This window comes from Vasconcelosia minhoensis LEGE 07310 (genome assembly GCF_015207255.1).
Lineage (GTDB): Bacteria > Cyanobacteriota > Cyanobacteriia > Phormidesmidales > Phormidesmidaceae > Vasconcelosia > Vasconcelosia minhoensis.
Genome location: NZ_JADEXG010000033.1, coordinates 23,732 through 39,233 on the forward strand (window position 1 = coordinate 23,732; position 15,502 = coordinate 39,233).

Annotated in this window: 15 protein-coding genes and 2 pseudogenes; 5 read left to right on the top strand and 12 right to left on the bottom strand. The window is 55.6% G+C overall.

All coding sequences use genetic code 11. The features are described 5' to 3' along the window. Positions 1–131 precede the first annotated feature (131 nt). On the bottom strand, positions 132–1,688 hold the full coding sequence (locus tag IQ241_RS14360; protein ID WP_193908336.1) for a glycosyltransferase family protein: 1,557 nt from the start codon (positions 1,686–1,688) through the stop codon (positions 132–134). A gap of 177 nt (positions 1,689–1,865) precedes the next feature. On the opposite strand from IQ241_RS14360, the gene msrA reads away from it, so the two are divergent. After that, the gene (gene msrA, locus IQ241_RS14365) at positions 1,866–2,339 is read left to right on the top strand and encodes a peptide-methionine (S)-S-oxide reductase MsrA (RefSeq protein ID WP_193908338.1); all 474 of its coding nucleotides are present in this window, start codon (positions 1,866–1,868) and stop codon (positions 2,337–2,339) included. Positions 2,340–2,527: 188 nt separating this feature from the next. Here the strand turns inward: msrA and IQ241_RS26575 are convergent. Then, positions 2,528–2,725: pseudogene (locus IQ241_RS26575) on the bottom strand (Uma2 family endonuclease); the annotation flags it as partial. 165 nt (positions 2,726–2,890) lie between these two features. On the opposite strand from IQ241_RS26575, the gene IQ241_RS14370 reads away from it, so the two are divergent. Then, a complete protein-coding gene (locus IQ241_RS14370) occupies positions 2,891–3,769 on the top strand; it encodes a nucleotidyltransferase family protein (RefSeq protein WP_193908340.1) in 879 nt (292 codons plus the stop codon). On the opposite strand, the gene IQ241_RS14375 is transcribed toward IQ241_RS14370, so the two are convergent. The 6 genes and pseudogenes from IQ241_RS14375 to IQ241_RS14400 form a co-directional block, all read right to left on the bottom strand. Then, on the bottom strand, positions 3,766–4,551 hold the full coding sequence (locus tag IQ241_RS14375; RefSeq protein WP_193908342.1) for an amino acid ABC transporter ATP-binding protein: 786 nt from the start codon (positions 4,549–4,551) through the stop codon (positions 3,766–3,768). The genes IQ241_RS14370 and IQ241_RS14375 overlap by 4 nt on opposite strands. 48 nt (positions 4,552–4,599) lie before the next feature. Further along, complete coding sequence (locus IQ241_RS14380; RefSeq protein ID WP_193908344.1) at positions 4,600–5,505, bottom strand: transporter substrate-binding domain-containing protein; 906 nt, start codon at positions 5,503–5,505, stop codon at positions 4,600–4,602. A gap of 83 nt (positions 5,506–5,588) precedes the next feature. Further along, positions 5,589–6,239: pseudogene (locus IQ241_RS26580) on the bottom strand (amino acid ABC transporter permease). Positions 6,240–6,254: 15 nt separating this feature from the next. Further along, positions 6,255–6,929: an amino acid ABC transporter permease gene (locus IQ241_RS14390; RefSeq protein ID WP_193908346.1), complete on the bottom strand. Its 675-nt coding sequence runs from the start codon at positions 6,927–6,929 to the stop codon at positions 6,255–6,257. 190 nt (positions 6,930–7,119) lie between these two features. Then, positions 7,120–7,656 (bottom strand): hypothetical protein, encoded by a 537-nt coding sequence (locus IQ241_RS14395; RefSeq protein WP_193908348.1) that lies wholly within the window; start codon positions 7,654–7,656, stop codon positions 7,120–7,122. Between the two features lie 71 nt (positions 7,657–7,727). Then, positions 7,728–8,222, bottom strand: coding sequence for a nitrate reductase associated protein (locus IQ241_RS14400; RefSeq protein ID WP_228021722.1), 495 nt, complete (start codon positions 8,220–8,222; stop codon positions 7,728–7,730). Between the two features lie 431 nt (positions 8,223–8,653). Here IQ241_RS14400 and IQ241_RS14405 point away from each other — a divergent pair, with 431 nt between their 5' ends. From IQ241_RS14405 to IQ241_RS14415, 3 genes are all read left to right on the top strand, one after another. After that, entirely contained in the window at positions 8,654–8,869 is a 216-nt protein-coding gene (locus IQ241_RS14405; RefSeq protein WP_193908350.1) for a DUF2997 domain-containing protein, read from the top strand. An 80-nt stretch (positions 8,870–8,949) separates the two neighbouring features. Then, a complete protein-coding gene (locus tag IQ241_RS14410; RefSeq protein ID WP_193908352.1) occupies positions 8,950–9,342 on the top strand; it encodes a DUF1257 domain-containing protein in 393 nt (130 codons plus the stop codon). An 80-nt stretch (positions 9,343–9,422) separates the two neighbouring features. Then, positions 9,423–9,848 carry a ferredoxin gene (locus tag IQ241_RS14415; RefSeq protein ID WP_228021723.1) on the top strand — a complete coding sequence of 142 codons (426 nt, stop codon included), beginning with the start codon at positions 9,423–9,425 and terminating at the stop codon, positions 9,846–9,848. Positions 9,849–9,876: 28 nt separating this feature from the next. Here IQ241_RS14415 and IQ241_RS14420 read toward each other — a convergent pair whose 3' ends face one another. The 4 genes from IQ241_RS14420 to IQ241_RS14435 all read right to left on the bottom strand — a co-directional run bounded on the left by IQ241_RS14420 (position 9,877) and on the right by IQ241_RS14435 (position 15,071). Beyond that, the gene (locus IQ241_RS14420; protein WP_193908354.1) at positions 9,877–11,007 is read right to left on the bottom strand and encodes a DUF4335 domain-containing protein; all 1,131 of its coding nucleotides are present in this window, start codon (positions 11,005–11,007) and stop codon (positions 9,877–9,879) included. Positions 11,008–11,112: 105 nt separating this feature from the next. Then, complete coding sequence (locus IQ241_RS14425) at positions 11,113–12,048, bottom strand: LapA family protein (protein WP_193908356.1); 936 nt, start codon at positions 12,046–12,048, stop codon at positions 11,113–11,115. A gap of 4 nt (positions 12,049–12,052) precedes the next feature. Then, complete coding sequence (locus IQ241_RS14430; RefSeq protein WP_390622464.1) at positions 12,053–12,688, bottom strand: flavin prenyltransferase UbiX; 636 nt, start codon at positions 12,686–12,688, stop codon at positions 12,053–12,055. Beyond that, positions 12,678–15,071 carry a ribonuclease R family protein gene (locus IQ241_RS14435; RefSeq protein WP_193908358.1) on the bottom strand — a complete coding sequence of 798 codons (2,394 nt, stop codon included), beginning with the start codon at positions 15,069–15,071 and terminating at the stop codon, positions 12,678–12,680. Before IQ241_RS14435 ends, IQ241_RS14430 begins: the two co-directional genes overlap by 11 nt. Between the last annotated feature and the right edge of the window lie 431 nt (positions 15,072–15,502).

Here is a 15,502-nt window from a genome sequence, read left to right on the forward strand (position 1 = left end):
TAAATCGCAGCCTTCAAGGAAGACCGCAGAAGACCTCATAATCGCACATCCTGAAGATTTTACATCCTCAGGACTGCTTTCTAAAAATTCTGTACGAGCTACCGCTGCCCGTGGCAAAGCTTGCTAGCATCCTATCCCGGGCCGAAGACAAAACGAGTAGTCGTTGAAATAGCCATGACTAGGGCTAGCCCCCAGGCTACAAATAAAGCTATCGAAACTCTTTCTAATGCGGGCCGCCCTGCCGCTTCTCGATGGAAATTAAACGGTAGGAAAAAGAGGTTGTTAAATTCTTCTACGTAGCGCCTTTTGTTAGGATTTCTATCAATGCATCGCTCAGAAAAGTCATTGGCCAGGCAAGCTATGTTGGTCAAACGCTGACCTAAACGAAACTCTAGGCGAGACCCTGGCATACCCACCTTAGTCTGATAGATCTCCAGGTTGGGCTCCATCGTAACGGAGGTAATCTGAACCGCGATCGCGACTGCAACAATCCCCCGCAGCAGCCAGCGAGTCCACCCTTGAGTCGATAGAAGGACCTGTATGAAGAAGGCTAAAAGTGGAATTAGCAATAGGTGAACGGAGGTCACGTGAAATCTAGACCCCCAGGCAGTCCCTCCATGCCATATGAGTCGGCTGGTAAGAGCCATATGTAAGCCCAGATTAAAGATTCCACAGATCAAATACCATTGCATGTAAGGAGAAAATTTTTTCCAACAGACAATTCCCAAAATCAAGCAAGGGATGAGAAAAGGGTCGTAGATAAAAATACTTCTGGCGGGTGAGAAGAGGGTATCTAGAATCCCGACGTGAGGCGGGTTTAGCAAGGGATACCCCGGGGGAAGCTGAGGGAGTCCTGACCACATTGGATCGCTCAGCTGCTGCTGCTTTTCTACGATTTTTCCAGTCACCCAGAAGCTGCCGTAGCGCACGTAATTAATTGTTTGGCTCAGCAAGAATAAAGGCATAAAGCCAGCTATCCACAGCCTCACCGCTTTAAAGACTTTGAGCCTGTCGCGGCTTTGGTAGGCTACGCAACCTACGAGAAATAGCAGTACGGTCAGCACGTGAAAAACACTGGTAAAGCGGATGAGGAATGCGCCACCCAGGGCCAACCCGCTGCCGAGGGCCAACTGAGGGCGACCGCGCCGAATAAAAGCCAGGGCGGCTGCATAACCGATTGTGACGAAGAGCAGCAGCTGATTATTCTGCTGAGGAATCTGGGCATAGTGAAAAACCGTCGTGCCCAGTAGCCAGGTCAGGCTCGTGAGGGCAGCAATCCGTTCCTCAAAACCAAAAAGCCGCAGCAGCCAGAAACCGGAAACTACGGTAGCGACATTGAGGGGGACGAAGACTAAAAGCTGAACGGCCAAATGCCGCAAATCTTCCAATGCCAAGGCGGGGAACCATCGATGCAGCTGAGTTCCCACCCAGTCGCCCGGCAGCATCAGCAAAGACTGGCCTACGTCAAAGGATATATAACGCTCATCCCCCTCTCCGCTGACCCCAAAACGAATGTCTCCTCGTACCTTGGGGGCGTCGTTAGGGGGAATAGAAACTTCTTCAGTTCCCGTCCACCAGGCATGAGCCATCTGCAACCTGAGGGATGTATCCAACCCGACATAGGTTCCTGGATTAATTACGATAATCCACAGCCAGGCAATCAGAGCTATTTTTGCAGCAGTTTTCATCTGAATCACCGTTGCTAATGGATGAATTAGGATTCTGCAAATCTTCGCCAATAGTCTAGCATTGGTTATAAGCTGAGTACGCTTTCCCGGCTGCCAGCCCGTCTTTAAAACATTAATATTAGCAATGGAAGCGCGATCGCAAATAGTGAAATATGGGGCTGGGTTAGTCTACACTTTATGCAAACATTATTAGCGACCTTCGGTGCGGGCTGTTTCTGGCATACCGAAGCCGCCTTTCGGCAGCTGCCCGGCGTCATTCAAACCTCGGTCGGCTATATGGGCGGCCATTTTGAGAACCCCTGCTACCTAGACGTGCTCTCGCGGGTCACCGGCCATGCTGAAGTTGCCCAACTTGAATATGACCCAACCCAGATTAGCTACGCAGCGCTGCTCGACAAATTTTGGCAGATTCACGACCCGACCAGCCTCAACCGCCAGGGTGCCGATCGCGGCGAGCAGTATCGGTCTGTAATTTTTTGCCATACGCCCGAGCAAAAAAGGATAGCCCAGCAGGCTAAAGCCGAGCTAGACCGCTCTGGCCGCTACGCTCAGCCGATTGTCACTCAGATTGAACCTGCCGGTGCTTACTGGATCGCCTCAGAAGAGCATCAGCAGTATTTTGAGAAGCAGCGGCAGACGCTACAGTCATAATTCCTTCTGCTCGAATGGTGAAGACAGCCTACCGGCTCATTTGCCATCAAGAAGCTGATTGTTGACAGCCATGCTCATCTCTTCAAGTTATCGATAGTTTGGAGCGAGAATACGCTCGAACACGCGCCAGTCGTCGCTGTAAGCTGGCTCGTTGGAAAAGTCAGCAGGGCGACGCCCATACTGCTTACGAAATTTCTATTTCCAGTGTCTGAAAAAGCAGGCGGTATCACGATGACCTCTCCGCTGGACGCCCGCTCAATCCGGAGCTCTCGGTTTGCTTTGCAAAACGTATAGAACTGAGTCTCGGTCATCGTGGCCTAGGGCAGCAGCGAGGACACATCGACCGTCAGCGGCATCGGGTCGGATTGAATGATCAAGCTAGTCATCGCAGCAGTTCTGAGCAGTGTTCGGCCTGCGACAATTCTATCAAAGCTGTGCGGTCAGATGATGTCTTCCGTCGGCTGCGATCGCGCCCCGAGAAGATCCCGCCGGTCAGGGCTGCCGGCATCTGAAAGATATAATGGGTAAGCATACGCCGCAAGCCTAAGCACGTGACCATTCAGCTTCAGCTCAAACCGCCTCTAGGCTATCGACCCCAGGCCGAGGATATTAGTTCAGCCGCAGACCTGCTAGATTTTTATCTGCTGCGACAGCGTACAGGATTGGAGCGGCTGCAGATGGCAGCATCTTTAATGCGGGGTGCCCGAGCCCTATCACTTCAGTGCCTACGCCGTCAGTTTGGTGACCTATCGCCTCCAAGCTTTGCCCGTAAGCTGGCAGAAGCCTGGCTTCAGGAAGACTGTCCGACCAACTATATTCCCGATGGTTCTGAAATGACCTGGATACAGGATTCGACTGAGCTGGCGACGCAGCTCCACGGCATCTTTACATCTGCAAATATTCCCTACTACATCACCGGTGGCGTAGCCGCGATTGTCTATGGAGAACCGCGTACGACCAGAGATTTAGACGTGGTGATTTCAGTTTCGTCGGATGACCTAAATCGACTGGCTGCTGTGCTGGAAGAGTCTGGTTTTTATGTTCCGGGTGTTGAAGATGGGGGAATGGGGCAGATGCAGACGCTGCAAATCACCCAGATTGAAACCATCTCACGGGCTGATTTAATGATCGCCGGTACCGATGCGTACGAACGGCTCAAGTTTGAGCGGCGGCAGCGATGTCCGTTTCCCGGCGGGACTGAGGTGTATGTCGCTTCAGCGGAAGATATCATCTTGAGCAAACTTCGCTGGGGACAGCAGAGCCAGTCGGAGAAGCAGCGGCGAGATGTGCTGGGCGTGTTGAAGATTCAGCAGGAGCGGTTAGACTATGCGTATTTGGTTCGACTAGCCGCTCAGCTGGATTTGTCGGATGTTTTAGCAAGCGCTGCCCGGGAGGCTGGAGTTCAAGGATTGATGACGACTGAGATCTAATGCAAAATCTGGGATAGAAACTGCTTAATTCGCTCTTCTTCAGGATTGTTAAAAAACTTGTCTGGCGTGGTATCGGTCACCAGCTCTCCTTCAGCCAGAAAGATAATTCGATCGGCCACCTCTCTGGCAAATCCGACTTCGTGAGTCACGCATACCATGGTCATCCCCGACTGGGCTAGCTTTCTCATCACGTCCAGCACCTCTCGCACCATCTCCGGGTCCAGGGCCGAGGTTGGTTCGTCAAACAGCATGACTTTGGGCTCCATGGCCAGGGCGCGGGCGATCGCGACCCGCTGCTGCTGCCCGCCAGACAGCTGACCGGGGTATTTATTCGCTTGGGGGGCAATGCCGACCCGCTCTAGCAGCTCCATCGCCTGAGCTTCGGCGTCATCCTGGGATAGCCCCTTGAGATGAATCGGCCCCAGGGTCACATTCTTGAGAATGGTCAGGTGAGGAAACAGATTGAACTGTTGAAACACCATGCCTACCTCCCGCCGGATCAGCTCAATTCCCTTTTGGTTGTGGGAGATTTCGGTGCCGTCAATTTCAATTTTGCCTTCCTGATAGGGTTCCAACCCGTTAAAGGTGCGAATTAGGGTAGATTTTCCTGACCCAGAAGGCCCCATCAGTACGACCACCTCACCCTTATTGACGGTCAGGCTGATGCCTTTTAGAACATGAAAGTCGTTGTCGTACCGCTTATGTACCCCTTTGGCGATGATAATTGCCTCTGGATCGCGGGCTACCGTAGCAGCATTCGTTTCGGGCTGGGAGTAGGTCATCGTTATAATCTCTTTGGCTGACTGAATTGCGAAGTTCAATAGGCAAGTTCAGGTGGAGGCAATATCCTCCGGCAGAGGTTCTCCAAACCAGGTGACTGACATTTCGTTCAGACGCCCCGACTGCTTTAGGTCGGCGATGATGGCGTTCACTTCCTCTAATAAAGGCTGGTCATTTTCTCGGACGCCGACATAGCAAGGAGAGTCTTTGAGAATAAACTTACTCTCAATCTGCTGGTCTGGATTGTCTTGAATGAGTCTAGCCGCGACGACATTGCCGGTTGCGATCGCGTTGACCTGACCCGAAACCAGTGCGGACGCGGTTAGGCTGTTGTTGGCATAGCGCTTGATGTCTACATCGAAGCCGCCTTCCTCCACTAGCCGGGATACCTCCAGATCTTCAAGCGCTCCCTGGGCTACGCCGATGGAATAGCCATCCAAATCCTCAATCGATTTAATCGTTAGATCGGGGCTGCCATAAACGCCAGAGAAGAAGGGAGCATAGGCTTCTGAGAAATCAATAATCAGGTCGCGCTCTTCGTTTTTACCCAGGCTAGAAATAATCATATCCACCCGACCGGTCTGGAGGAATGGGATTCGATAGTTGCCGACCACTGGAATGACTTCAGCGTCAGCCCCCAGTCCCTCGGCAATCGCCCTGGCCATCTCAATGTCATAGCCAATCGGCTGCATTCTAGGAGAAACGAATCCAAACGGCGGGAAGTCGGCGGGAACGGCGACCCTGACCTTTCCGGTCGATTCAATCGTTGCTAAGGCGGACTCAGCCGGAGCAATATTAGCAATATCCTCAAGCTGTAAGGGCTCCACCGAGCTGGTAGCGGACTCTTCTCCAGAACAGGCCGCAATGCCTACCGTCAGAAAGAGGCTGAGGCAGAATAGCGCGGCCATCCGGGGCAGCCCTTTAGGAAACATTGCCCTGAGCAAATCAGCTACCATTTTTGACGCTCCTTTCTTCTCATCCGCTTAACTTCCTGCTTAGATCGCAATCCCAATCCTGAACCATTCGTTTTTGCTGACGCTTACTTGTAAGCAAACTGCCTTTCTAATCGCTGGCTCCAGGCCGACAGCGGGTAGCAGAGGGCAAAATAGATAATTCCCGCCAGACCAAAAATTAGCAGCGATTGCAGGGTCACATTATTGATGAGCGCCGCGGCCCTAGATAGCTCAGTAAACCCAATAATTGAGGCCAGCGATGTGCCCTTAATCACCTGTACTAAGAAACCCACCGTCGGCGCGATAGACAGCTTCACGGCCTGAGGCAAGATAATCAGCCGCAGCTGCTTAAAGTAGCCAAAGCCAATCGCAGCGCCAGCTTCCCACTACCCCTCGGGAACGGCCTGAATCGAGCCGCGCCAGATTTCGGCGAGAAAAGCGCTGGTATAGGCAGTCAAGGCAACGGTGGCAGCCTGTAACGGGGATAGGTTAAAGCCGGTAATGACCGACAGCCCAAAGAACGCTAGGAACAGCTGGAGCAGTAGGGGCGTTCCCTGAAAAAATTCAACATAAACCCAGCTGATGGCTTTCAGCCATTTCACCGCAGAAATGCGCATGAGGGCAATCACAAATCCCATAACACCGCCGCCAATGAAGGCAATCAGTGACAGAATAAGGGTCCATTTCGTAGCAATCAGAAGATTGAGAAAGATGCGTGGAATTGTAAAGCCGTCCATGGGGTGGCAGATTCCTTATTTACGATACTTTGCGAACTCGAAAAAGCGGAGCTCGATTAGATAGGCCAGCGCTTTCACAATCCAGACAATGGCCAAATACATCAACGCAATCGTGAAGTAAATTTCAAAGCTGCGGAAGGTGCGAGAGTTGAGATAGTTGCCCGCATAGGTCAGATCTTCTGCGGCAATCTGAGAAACAACGCTGGTAAACAAGACGGCCAAAATCACCTGACCAATTAGCGCCGGATAGACGTTGGCCAAAGCCGGGGGAATAACAATATGTCGAAAAACCGCCAGCTTCTTAAACCCAATGGCTAAACCGGCCTCAATTTGGCCTTTAGAGATGCTCTCTACGCCCGCTCGCACAATTTCGGTTGAATAGGCCCCAAAGTTAATCGCTAACGATAGGATAGCGGCCTGTTCGGCAGAGAGCGTCAGCCCCAAGCTCGGTAGGCCAAAGAAAATAAAAAATAGCTGAATCAGGTAAGGCGTATTACGAATGACCTCGACGTAGGCCAGGGCAATGCCGTTCAGCAGCGGATTGCCAGAGGTTCTAAACAGCGAGCCGATGACGCCAATGATGAGGCCAAACGCGATCGCGAGTAGGGACATCTTCAGGGTCAACCAGGCCCCTGATAGAAGCAGCCCAAAATTGTCAGCAATGACTGAAAAGTCGAACGAGTATTCCATAAGTGAGCAGCTGCTCGATTGAGCCAACGCCTGCGGAAGATGACCCATTTGTAGGGAGTCTATGCGACAAGTTCTGTGATGCCGGATACCAATTTTTCCCACATCCTTACCGGGTCAGAAATTGACCCGTCTCTAGGGGAAACGTTTGGGTGTCCTGACAGAGAGACAGCAAAGATAACCCGACTTGAGGTCAAATCAGCCGGGCTTCGCTGATCAGCAGGACGCCGACAATGCCGCCGATAAACAATCCTAAAAAGCAAATTCCGGCTAGCACCCAGGCACTGCGCCAGCGGCTAAACACATCCACAAGCCGATCGCCGGCCCGGGTCCCGACGACGGTCGCGATCGCGGTCAGCAGGATGACGCCTAGATTGACCAGTCCAATCGTCAATGCTAGCGACTCCAGGCTCACCTGGCCTAGCTGATCCGTCCCGGCATAGTTGCCGGCGACCGCCAGCGCCACGACCAGTCCACCCGCGCCCAAACAGGCTAGCCACACCGCCCCGCGCACTTGTTCGGGCCTGAGTCCAGTCAGCGATCGCGGTCCCGCCAGCGCCAGCGCCTGTAGTAATGTTCCAACTAACGCTAGCGGCCACACCCAGAAGGGGGCGGCGAAGGCCGACAGGATCAGCCCCGCGATCGCGTATAAAATCACCACCACGACCAATAGCGCCCAGGGCAGCCTCCGTCCGCCCCGCCGCTGCCGTCCCCATCCCCGCAGCCTCATCTTCTTATCCCTTTACACTCCCGCTACGCTTCACCCGCTCCCCGCAACTCTCAACACTTAACTCTCCACACTTACCCCCTCAACCCAAACTCCTTCACCGCCGGCAGGAAATTTCGATTCTCATGGCTCGACCGACTCAGCTTAATCAATGCAAACCGCTGTAGCGGCGTCAGTTCTGCCCACTGCTCAACCGGCAGAACAATTTCATGGGCCCGAGCCTGCTCACGCACCACCTCGGGGACGGTCGCCGGGTCGAGCCAGGGTGGATGTGGCTCAATCTCAAGCGATTTGGCCGGTGCCCCAGCCTGCTGCGTGACGAACTCCTGGAGCTGCTGCCGATAGCGTGTCACCTCTGCCGCAGATTGGCAGGGCTGCTGCACCAGATGCTGCTTTTGGGCCGGGGTGAAGTGGTTCCAATGCTCAAGCTTGAGCTTAACGCCGCAGGTATCGAGCTTCAGCCTCACCTGCATGGGTACGCAGCGCAGTGAATCGATAAAGTCTTGCTCGAACTGAAAGAAAGGCTCGGACATGATCGCAGTCATCAAGGCAAACGGCTTGCTGGTCATTATTGTAGACAGGAAACGGCCCGCCGCTGAAGCTGATTTCGGGACCGCGCTTCGCCTTCAGATTAGGTCAGCGTAGGGAGGATAGAGGCCGCTAGCGGATTATCGCTCGATAAAAGTGCGACTAAAGGCGGACGTTCTCGGAATCGATAGCGGCTAATGTTAAATAATGTTGCTAAGCCGTTCCCAGACGACGAAGGCTCAAGGTCTTTCACGACCTGCACCTTGACTGCTTTGAGAAGTTAAGCGACACTTACCTAAACGATTGCATCGGCTCATAGGGATAATAATTTAAGTAAAGTTTCTCTATGAATTGACTCGGCAGTTCTCGAAATGCTTAGCCTTTGGAAAAGCCTTTCCAGAGCTGCTGGCAAGAGCCGCTAGGCTGATGAGTTCGCTAGGCTGATGGAGATTTCAGAGGTGTATCACCTAATATGGAAACTTTAGAATTTGTGATTTATCCCGACGGTCGGGTCAAAGAGCTGGTCACTGGCGTCGTGGGTCGGTCCTGCGCTGAAGTGACTCAGGCTATTGAGGCCCAGCTCGGTCAGGTGATGTCCCAAGAAAAGACCGCTGACTACTACAACCAGGCTACCCAGGCCGATTCAGTATCCGCCCAAACGTCTCACCTATCCTACAGCAGCTGGTAGCTGTATCCCGTTTTCACTGCTCTATTTCCCTGTTCACTGTTCCTTGCCAAAACTCATTTACGACCCTAAAACATAGGAAAATGTCTCACTTTAGTCAGATTAAAACCAAGCTTCGTAACCTTCCTTCCCTCCAGGCAGCCCTGACCGATGTCGGTTCTAAATGGCAGGCCGGTCCTCGCGCTGTTCGGGGCTACCAGGGCCAAACCGAGATGGCTGAGGTCGTGATCGAGCAGGCCAATGGCTACGACGTCGGGTTCAAGCGCAATCAGCAGACCGGCGATTATCAGCTGGTTGCCGATTTGCAATACTGGCAGCAGCCGCTGTCGGTAGACGGTTTCTTAAACCAAGTTACTCAGCGCTATGCCTACCATACGGTGCTGAGTGAGACCGCGCAGCAAGGCTTCCAGGTCGCTGAGCAGACGGCGAGCGAAGATGGCTCTATTCGTTTGGTCCTCCAGCGCTGGCACGCTTAGCCCGCTTTTTCGTCTTATGGAGGGTCTTTCGCTGAGCTGGAAGGCCCTTTTCTATTAGACCACCTACCTTTTTTCGGATTTTGAATAATCAAGATTTTAAGCGTACGGGTTTAGAGCCAGAGCTGGGCAGCCAGCTCAGGGAGGGCGAGGCCCGCTCGGGTTTAGAGCCAGAGCTGGGCGGAAACCTGCGCCAGCAGGGTATCTATGTCGATGAGTTGACCTGCATTGGCTGTAAGCACTGTGCCCACGTTGCCCGAAATACGTTCTACATTGAGCCAGACTACGGCCGGGCTCGGGTCGTCCGTCAAAATGGCGATTCTGAAGCGCTGGTGCAGGAAGCTATCGATACCTGCCCGGTTGACTGCATTCACTGGGTGGACTATACCGAGCTGCGGCAGCTAGAAGCTGAGCGGCAGTATCAGGTGATTCCAGTCGTGGGCTTCCCCGTTGAAAAGGCCGTAATCGCAACTCAGCGGCGTCGCAATGCGCGACGTGCTCGCAGCTAGCTTTAAGCGGGTTTTCTCAGCTTTCAACTTATTCAGCCGCGACCTGGACCCGGCCGTCAGGCTGTAGCTCTACGCGCAGCGTTAGCGGCTGCGCCTGAGGCAGCGGCGAGAAGGCAGGATTTTCGGGATTGGGTAAGGCGATGCGATCGCGGTAGGCTGCTGCCTCACCGCTCACCGCGCCGAAGGCGGCAATCGAGCCGTCAGGGTTCAGCTGGAGCTGATAAATCAGCGGCTGGTCGGTCTGGTTGGCCTGCCACTGGGCCTGAAAATACTGCTGGACCTCGCGCGTCGTTTCCAGCAGCTGTAGCCGAGCGCTGCCGCTGCTGTCCGGCTCGGCCTCTGCCAGGTTGTCTGCCAGGTTAGAGGAGGCGATATCGCCGGCGGCAGCTTCCGACTCAGCCGCAGTAGGGCCGACTGGGGCGTTGGGTGGTCTGGTTGGGCTAGGGATAACCCGGGTTTTGAGTTCTGGCTTGGTCGGTTGAGGGGTCGGTCGGGGGGCTGGAGCCGCTGCACGCTCTGAGGCGGCTGTGTCGGTTTCTGGTTCGGCTCCCAGCGTGAATGGAGGAGCTGTCGGCAGCGCTTCGGCGCTTTCAGCTGGGGCCGACTCTTCAGCGGCCTCCTGATTGGCGATCAGTGCCGACTGACGAGGCCAAAATGCAGCGGCAACGCCGACTGCCAGCAGCAGCGAGGCCGCCGACCCCATCCATAGCGCCAGGGGCCGAGGCGCACGGGCGGAAACTGCGGTTCTGGTGCGCGGGGGCAGCGCTGCCAGCTGTTGCTCATACTGATCGAGAACACTAGCAATGTCACAGAGATGAAGGTGGCTCAGCGATCGCAGCTGGCCGCCGATAATCGGCTGGGGAGCTGCACCTGGGGGGTGGCCTAAATTTAGTCTAAAGCTGCCGCTGTCGGTAACGCGCAGTCTGGGTAAAACGAGCCGGGTCTGGATGGTCTGCTGGACAGTCTGACTCAGTTCTTCTAGCTGACTAAGGCCGCCCTCGGCGAGCAGCAGGGGAGCTGTCGCTTCCGTGCTCAGCCATAGGCGAAACCGCAGCCGCTGGACGACCGGCTGGGCAGTCCAGCGAGAAAGGACTGAATTCTGGCCGATCACTTCAAGGATGCAGGTTTCAGTACTAAAACGCTGGGGAGCTATGGCCATTGGGTCACTCAGAGGGAACCTGGGAACACTCGGGAAGACTCTCTTAAGATAGCGATAGTTTTAGAGGATGAAGCAGGGTTACTAATTTTGTAACTGACTAGGTGACTAGGATTCTTCGTCGAGCGGTCGATGGGGCGGTACAATCACGCGGTAGTCCGCATCGTATACGCCATCTGGACCCATTTGGCGGTCCGCATCGTCTGCCTCATCGGTACGGCGGGCTGACCGCTCGGGACTCTCTTCTTCCCAGTCTTCCTCCCAGTCTGATGAGGCTGGGTCACCGACCCGGTTGTAAGCCGACTCATCGTAATCCGAATAGTCCGACTCGCTGTAGGCCGACTCGTCATAGCCTGACTGATCCGGATTGTAAAGATTATTATCCCGGTAAGTCTGCCGGGGCCGCTGCTCAAGCTGATCGTCATCGGTGCGATTAGCCCCGTCCCAGCCGGCTTCCTCCTCCTCCCAGCCCTGATCGATCTGGTTGACTGTAGCGTCGGCTGAGTCAGCCTCTCGGCCAAAAAAGCGGCCTGAGCGGGGAGGCTCAGCTGAGGCTGGCTGCTCCCAGCTATCCCAGCGTTCGGGCGGCCTGAAGCTCTCCCAGTCGGCCGCATCGCGATTTTGGGGTGCCGGGCGAACGGGCTCCGTTGCCGCCACCCGGTCAGAGGCCGGGGCGGCAGGCGGCTGGGGCGGCTGGTCTGACGGGCGGTCAGAGGAAAGGTCTGAATATCTATTGTCTGAAGGCTCTGGCGAGCTTTGCCAGCCAGCCGTCTCAGTTGCTGCTGAGCGCTCGTCGCTGGGGTAGGGAACCCGCCGTCCCATGGGGCGGTAGCCGCTACGGGGCGGCTGGCCTAGGTTAACTAACCAAAAAATCAGCAGGGTGCAAATTGCCCCAACTGCGATCGCGCCTACTAGCCAGAGCGCCAGCGGCAGCGACCCTGTGGGTGTGCCCAAAACCACCAGCGGCAGCGAAAGCGAAAGATTTTGCAAGGCCAGGATCACCAGTGCGACCACAACCAGACCGAGAACAATCAGGCGAGGCATGGGGCTAGCCGTCCCAACGGCGTAGGGGTACACAGTCAATAGATAGCTGATCGAGGGCCCGGGCGACCACAAAATCGACTAAATCTTCAATCGACTGAGGCTGATGATACCAGGCGGGAATTGCCGGCACGACTCGCACCCCCGCCTCGGCCAGGGCGGTCAAGTTACGCAGATGGATCAGGCTCAGCGGCGTTTCTCGCGGCACTACAATCAGCGGCTTGCCTTCCTTCAGCTGAACGTCTGCGGCTCGTTCTAGCAGGTCAGAACTGAGGCCGTTGGCCAGCTTCGCAACCGTACCCATGCTGCAGGGCATGACCACCATTCCAGCCGTTCGAAAAGAGCCGCTAGCGATGCGCGCGCCGACATCCCCCCAGGGATGACATTGGAGCTTCCCGGCTGTCTCGATGCCCGCCTGCTGTCGCCAAAATAGGGCCTGCTGCTTCGGCTCAACCGGCATCCGGGTTTGGCATTCTTTTTGCCAGACCTGATGGGCTGCCCGAGAGGCGACCAGCTCCACCGCATAGTCGGCGGCGAGCAAATGGGTCAGCGCCCGTACCGCATAGATCAGTCCCGAAGCGCCGCTGACGCCTAAAATTAACGGTAGCCGCGGCCGGGCAGAAGCGCTGAGGCTATTCCTCATCGTCGCCATAGCGATCGTCTTGGCCATTGACGTCATCGTCGCCATGCTCGCCGTTGCCGTTACCGTCGTCTTCATCATCGTCGAGCGCCTGACTACCGCCGCCCACCGCTTCTAAATCGATTTGCTGACGGTAGTAGTCTACGCTCTTCACCTTGACCTCGACCCGATCCCCCAGCCGGTACTGCTGCCGGTTTTTACGACCGACCAGCTTGTGCTGCCGCGAGCGGTATTCGTACCAGTCGTCCTTGAGCGAGCTGACGTGGACTAGGCCCTCGACCAGCAGCTCTTCGAGCTCGACAAAGAAGCCATAGGACTGTACCCCAGTAATCAGGCCGTGGAAGACTTCGCCCGTGTGGGCCTGCATGAAGGCAGCCTTCTTCAGCCCTTCCAGGTAAGACTCGGCTTCCTGGGCCAGGCGTTCGCGCTCGGTCAGATGGATAGCGGCTCGCGTCAGCTGGTCTTCGAACGCATGCTGCACGTCAGGCGGCAGCACGCTCCAGTTGATCTGACCGTGGCAAGAGCTGTGGCGTAAGTCAACCCGATCTTTAGAGCGGGTCGAGCGGCGATCGCGGCCTTCGTTAAAGACCGCATGCAGCAGCCGGTGCACCAGCAGGTCGGGGTAGCGCCGCACGGGGGAGGCAAAGTGGGTATAGGCATCGTCGATGGCCAGGCCAAAATGGATGCCGGGCTGGGCGCTGTAGGCCGCTGGTTTAAAGGTTTCTAGCAGCAGGTAGGTCAGCACCTTTTCGGCTTTAGACTCGGCAAACTGTTCGGTAAACTTGCGATAGTCTCGGGGATAGACTTCCTCTTCCTCGGCCAGCTGCAAGTCTAAGCCCATGTTATTGGCCATCTTAATCAGGTCCTGCGCATCGCTCGGGTCGGGGGTGCGGTGGACCCGGTAGACAGCGGGTAGACCCAGCGCCTGCAAGTGTTTCGCGACCAGATGATTGACGAGCAGCATCAGCTCGGTGACGATTATCCGCGCGGGCAGCTGCGCAGAAACCACCATCGCGCCCAGCGCCCCTTCGTCGTCGTACTGAAACTTAGGCGAGAGGAACTGCGCTAGCTCACTATCGGCTTCGGGCGGCAGCGCGTGGTCTGGCAAGTTGAGGTCAAAGGCACCCCGCTCGTGGCGCTGCTTGCGGACGGCCTGACTGACGGCAAAGAGCTGGTCTAGCAGTTCATAGACTGGCTCAAAGGATTTGAGTTCCTTCGGCTTTATGCCTAGTTCAGCCAGCTGCGCCTTGTCCTGGCGGGCCAAAACGGCCTGGGCCTGCTGATAGTTCAGCCGGTGGTCAACCTCGACCACGCTGGGCTGAAACTCATACTCCAGCACCTGCCCGGTCTGGTCGAGCGTCACCAGCACCGAGATCGCCAGCCGCTCTTTGCCGGGCAGCAGTGACCCCAGGGCGTTAGGCAGCGGCGGCGGCAGCATCGACACGACCTCATCGCCAAGATAGACAGAGGTGCCGCGGCGGTAGGCATCGCGGTCGATGGGGTCGCCATCTCTAACGTAAAAGGAAACATCGACGATGTGGACGCCCAGACGCCAGTGCCCCTCGTCGGTTTGTTCCAAACTCAGGGCATCGTCGGTGGCTTTAGAGTCCGCTCCGTCGATGGTGAGGGTGAGCTGCTGGCGCAGATCGGTGCGGCCTTTGAGGTCGGCTTTGCGGATTTTGTTGGGGAGCGATCGCGCCGCAATGAACACCTCTTCGGGAAAGCTGCGGGGCAGGTCGTACTTGCAGTAGACGATATCAATATCGGAGGCATCCTCAGCATCGCTGCCCAAAATTTGTGCAACGCGACCCTGGGGCGGGTGCTGACCGAGGGGGTAGCGGGTAATCTCAACGTGAATGAGGTGGTCAATGGCCTGACTCAGGTCAACGTCGCCCGCCGTCAGGTCTAACTCAAACAGCAGCCGATCGTCCAGTGGCACCGCCTGATAGCTATCATCGGTAGCTTTTACCCGAGCCAGCACCGAGGCGTTGGCCCGTTCTAAAATGAGCTTGACTTCCCCTTCGGGACTGCGGCGGCGGCTGCCTTCTTTCGTCACCTTAACCAGAACGCGATCGCCGTTCCAGGCCGTATTCAGCTGGCTCTCGCGGACGTAGATATCATCGGCGCTTTCCTCGTCCTGAATGGCGAAGCAAAAGCCTTTGCTAGAGCAGCGCAGCTTGCCCTCAATCACGTCTTCTTCGGCAACGCGGCGATATTTGCCTCGCGCTTTCTCCACTACTTGAATGCGCTCTAGGGCATCTAGAGCAACCTGGAGATCTCTAGAGCTGCTTTCATCCTTGCAGCTGAGTTTCTTTTCGAGGGTTTTAACGGTAACGAGCTTATCTTCCGACAGATTGGCCAGGAGGGAAGCAATTGAAAAATCCATGTAGCGATGGGTCCTTAGATTGGGATTAGATGAGTTGGTCGGCGAAAACCCACCTGCAGACATTTAACAGACATTGGGCGAACATTGCACCGGCTGAAACAGGCCAGACTAACGGGCCAAAGGCGACAGGCTAGAGGCGACAGGCCGAACTCTGCTCCACGCCCAGCCGAATTGCGCTAGCCGCAGATGACCTCAGGCTGACGGTTGAAAACGTCTTCCGCAGAATCAATCAAGTTGGGATGTATCGCGTCGATTATCCCTTTCCAGAAGCCCTTCCGGAGGCTTAAAGCCCTGGTGCTTGCGAGAGTCTATAGGCCCAACTCTCTCTATCGTTCCGCAAGGGGTGGAAAACTGTCAAATTTTTTGTCTAATTTTCCGGTCATTTCCCTTTAGACCGGTCATTTCCCTTTAGATTTGAGAGGATTCCGCTG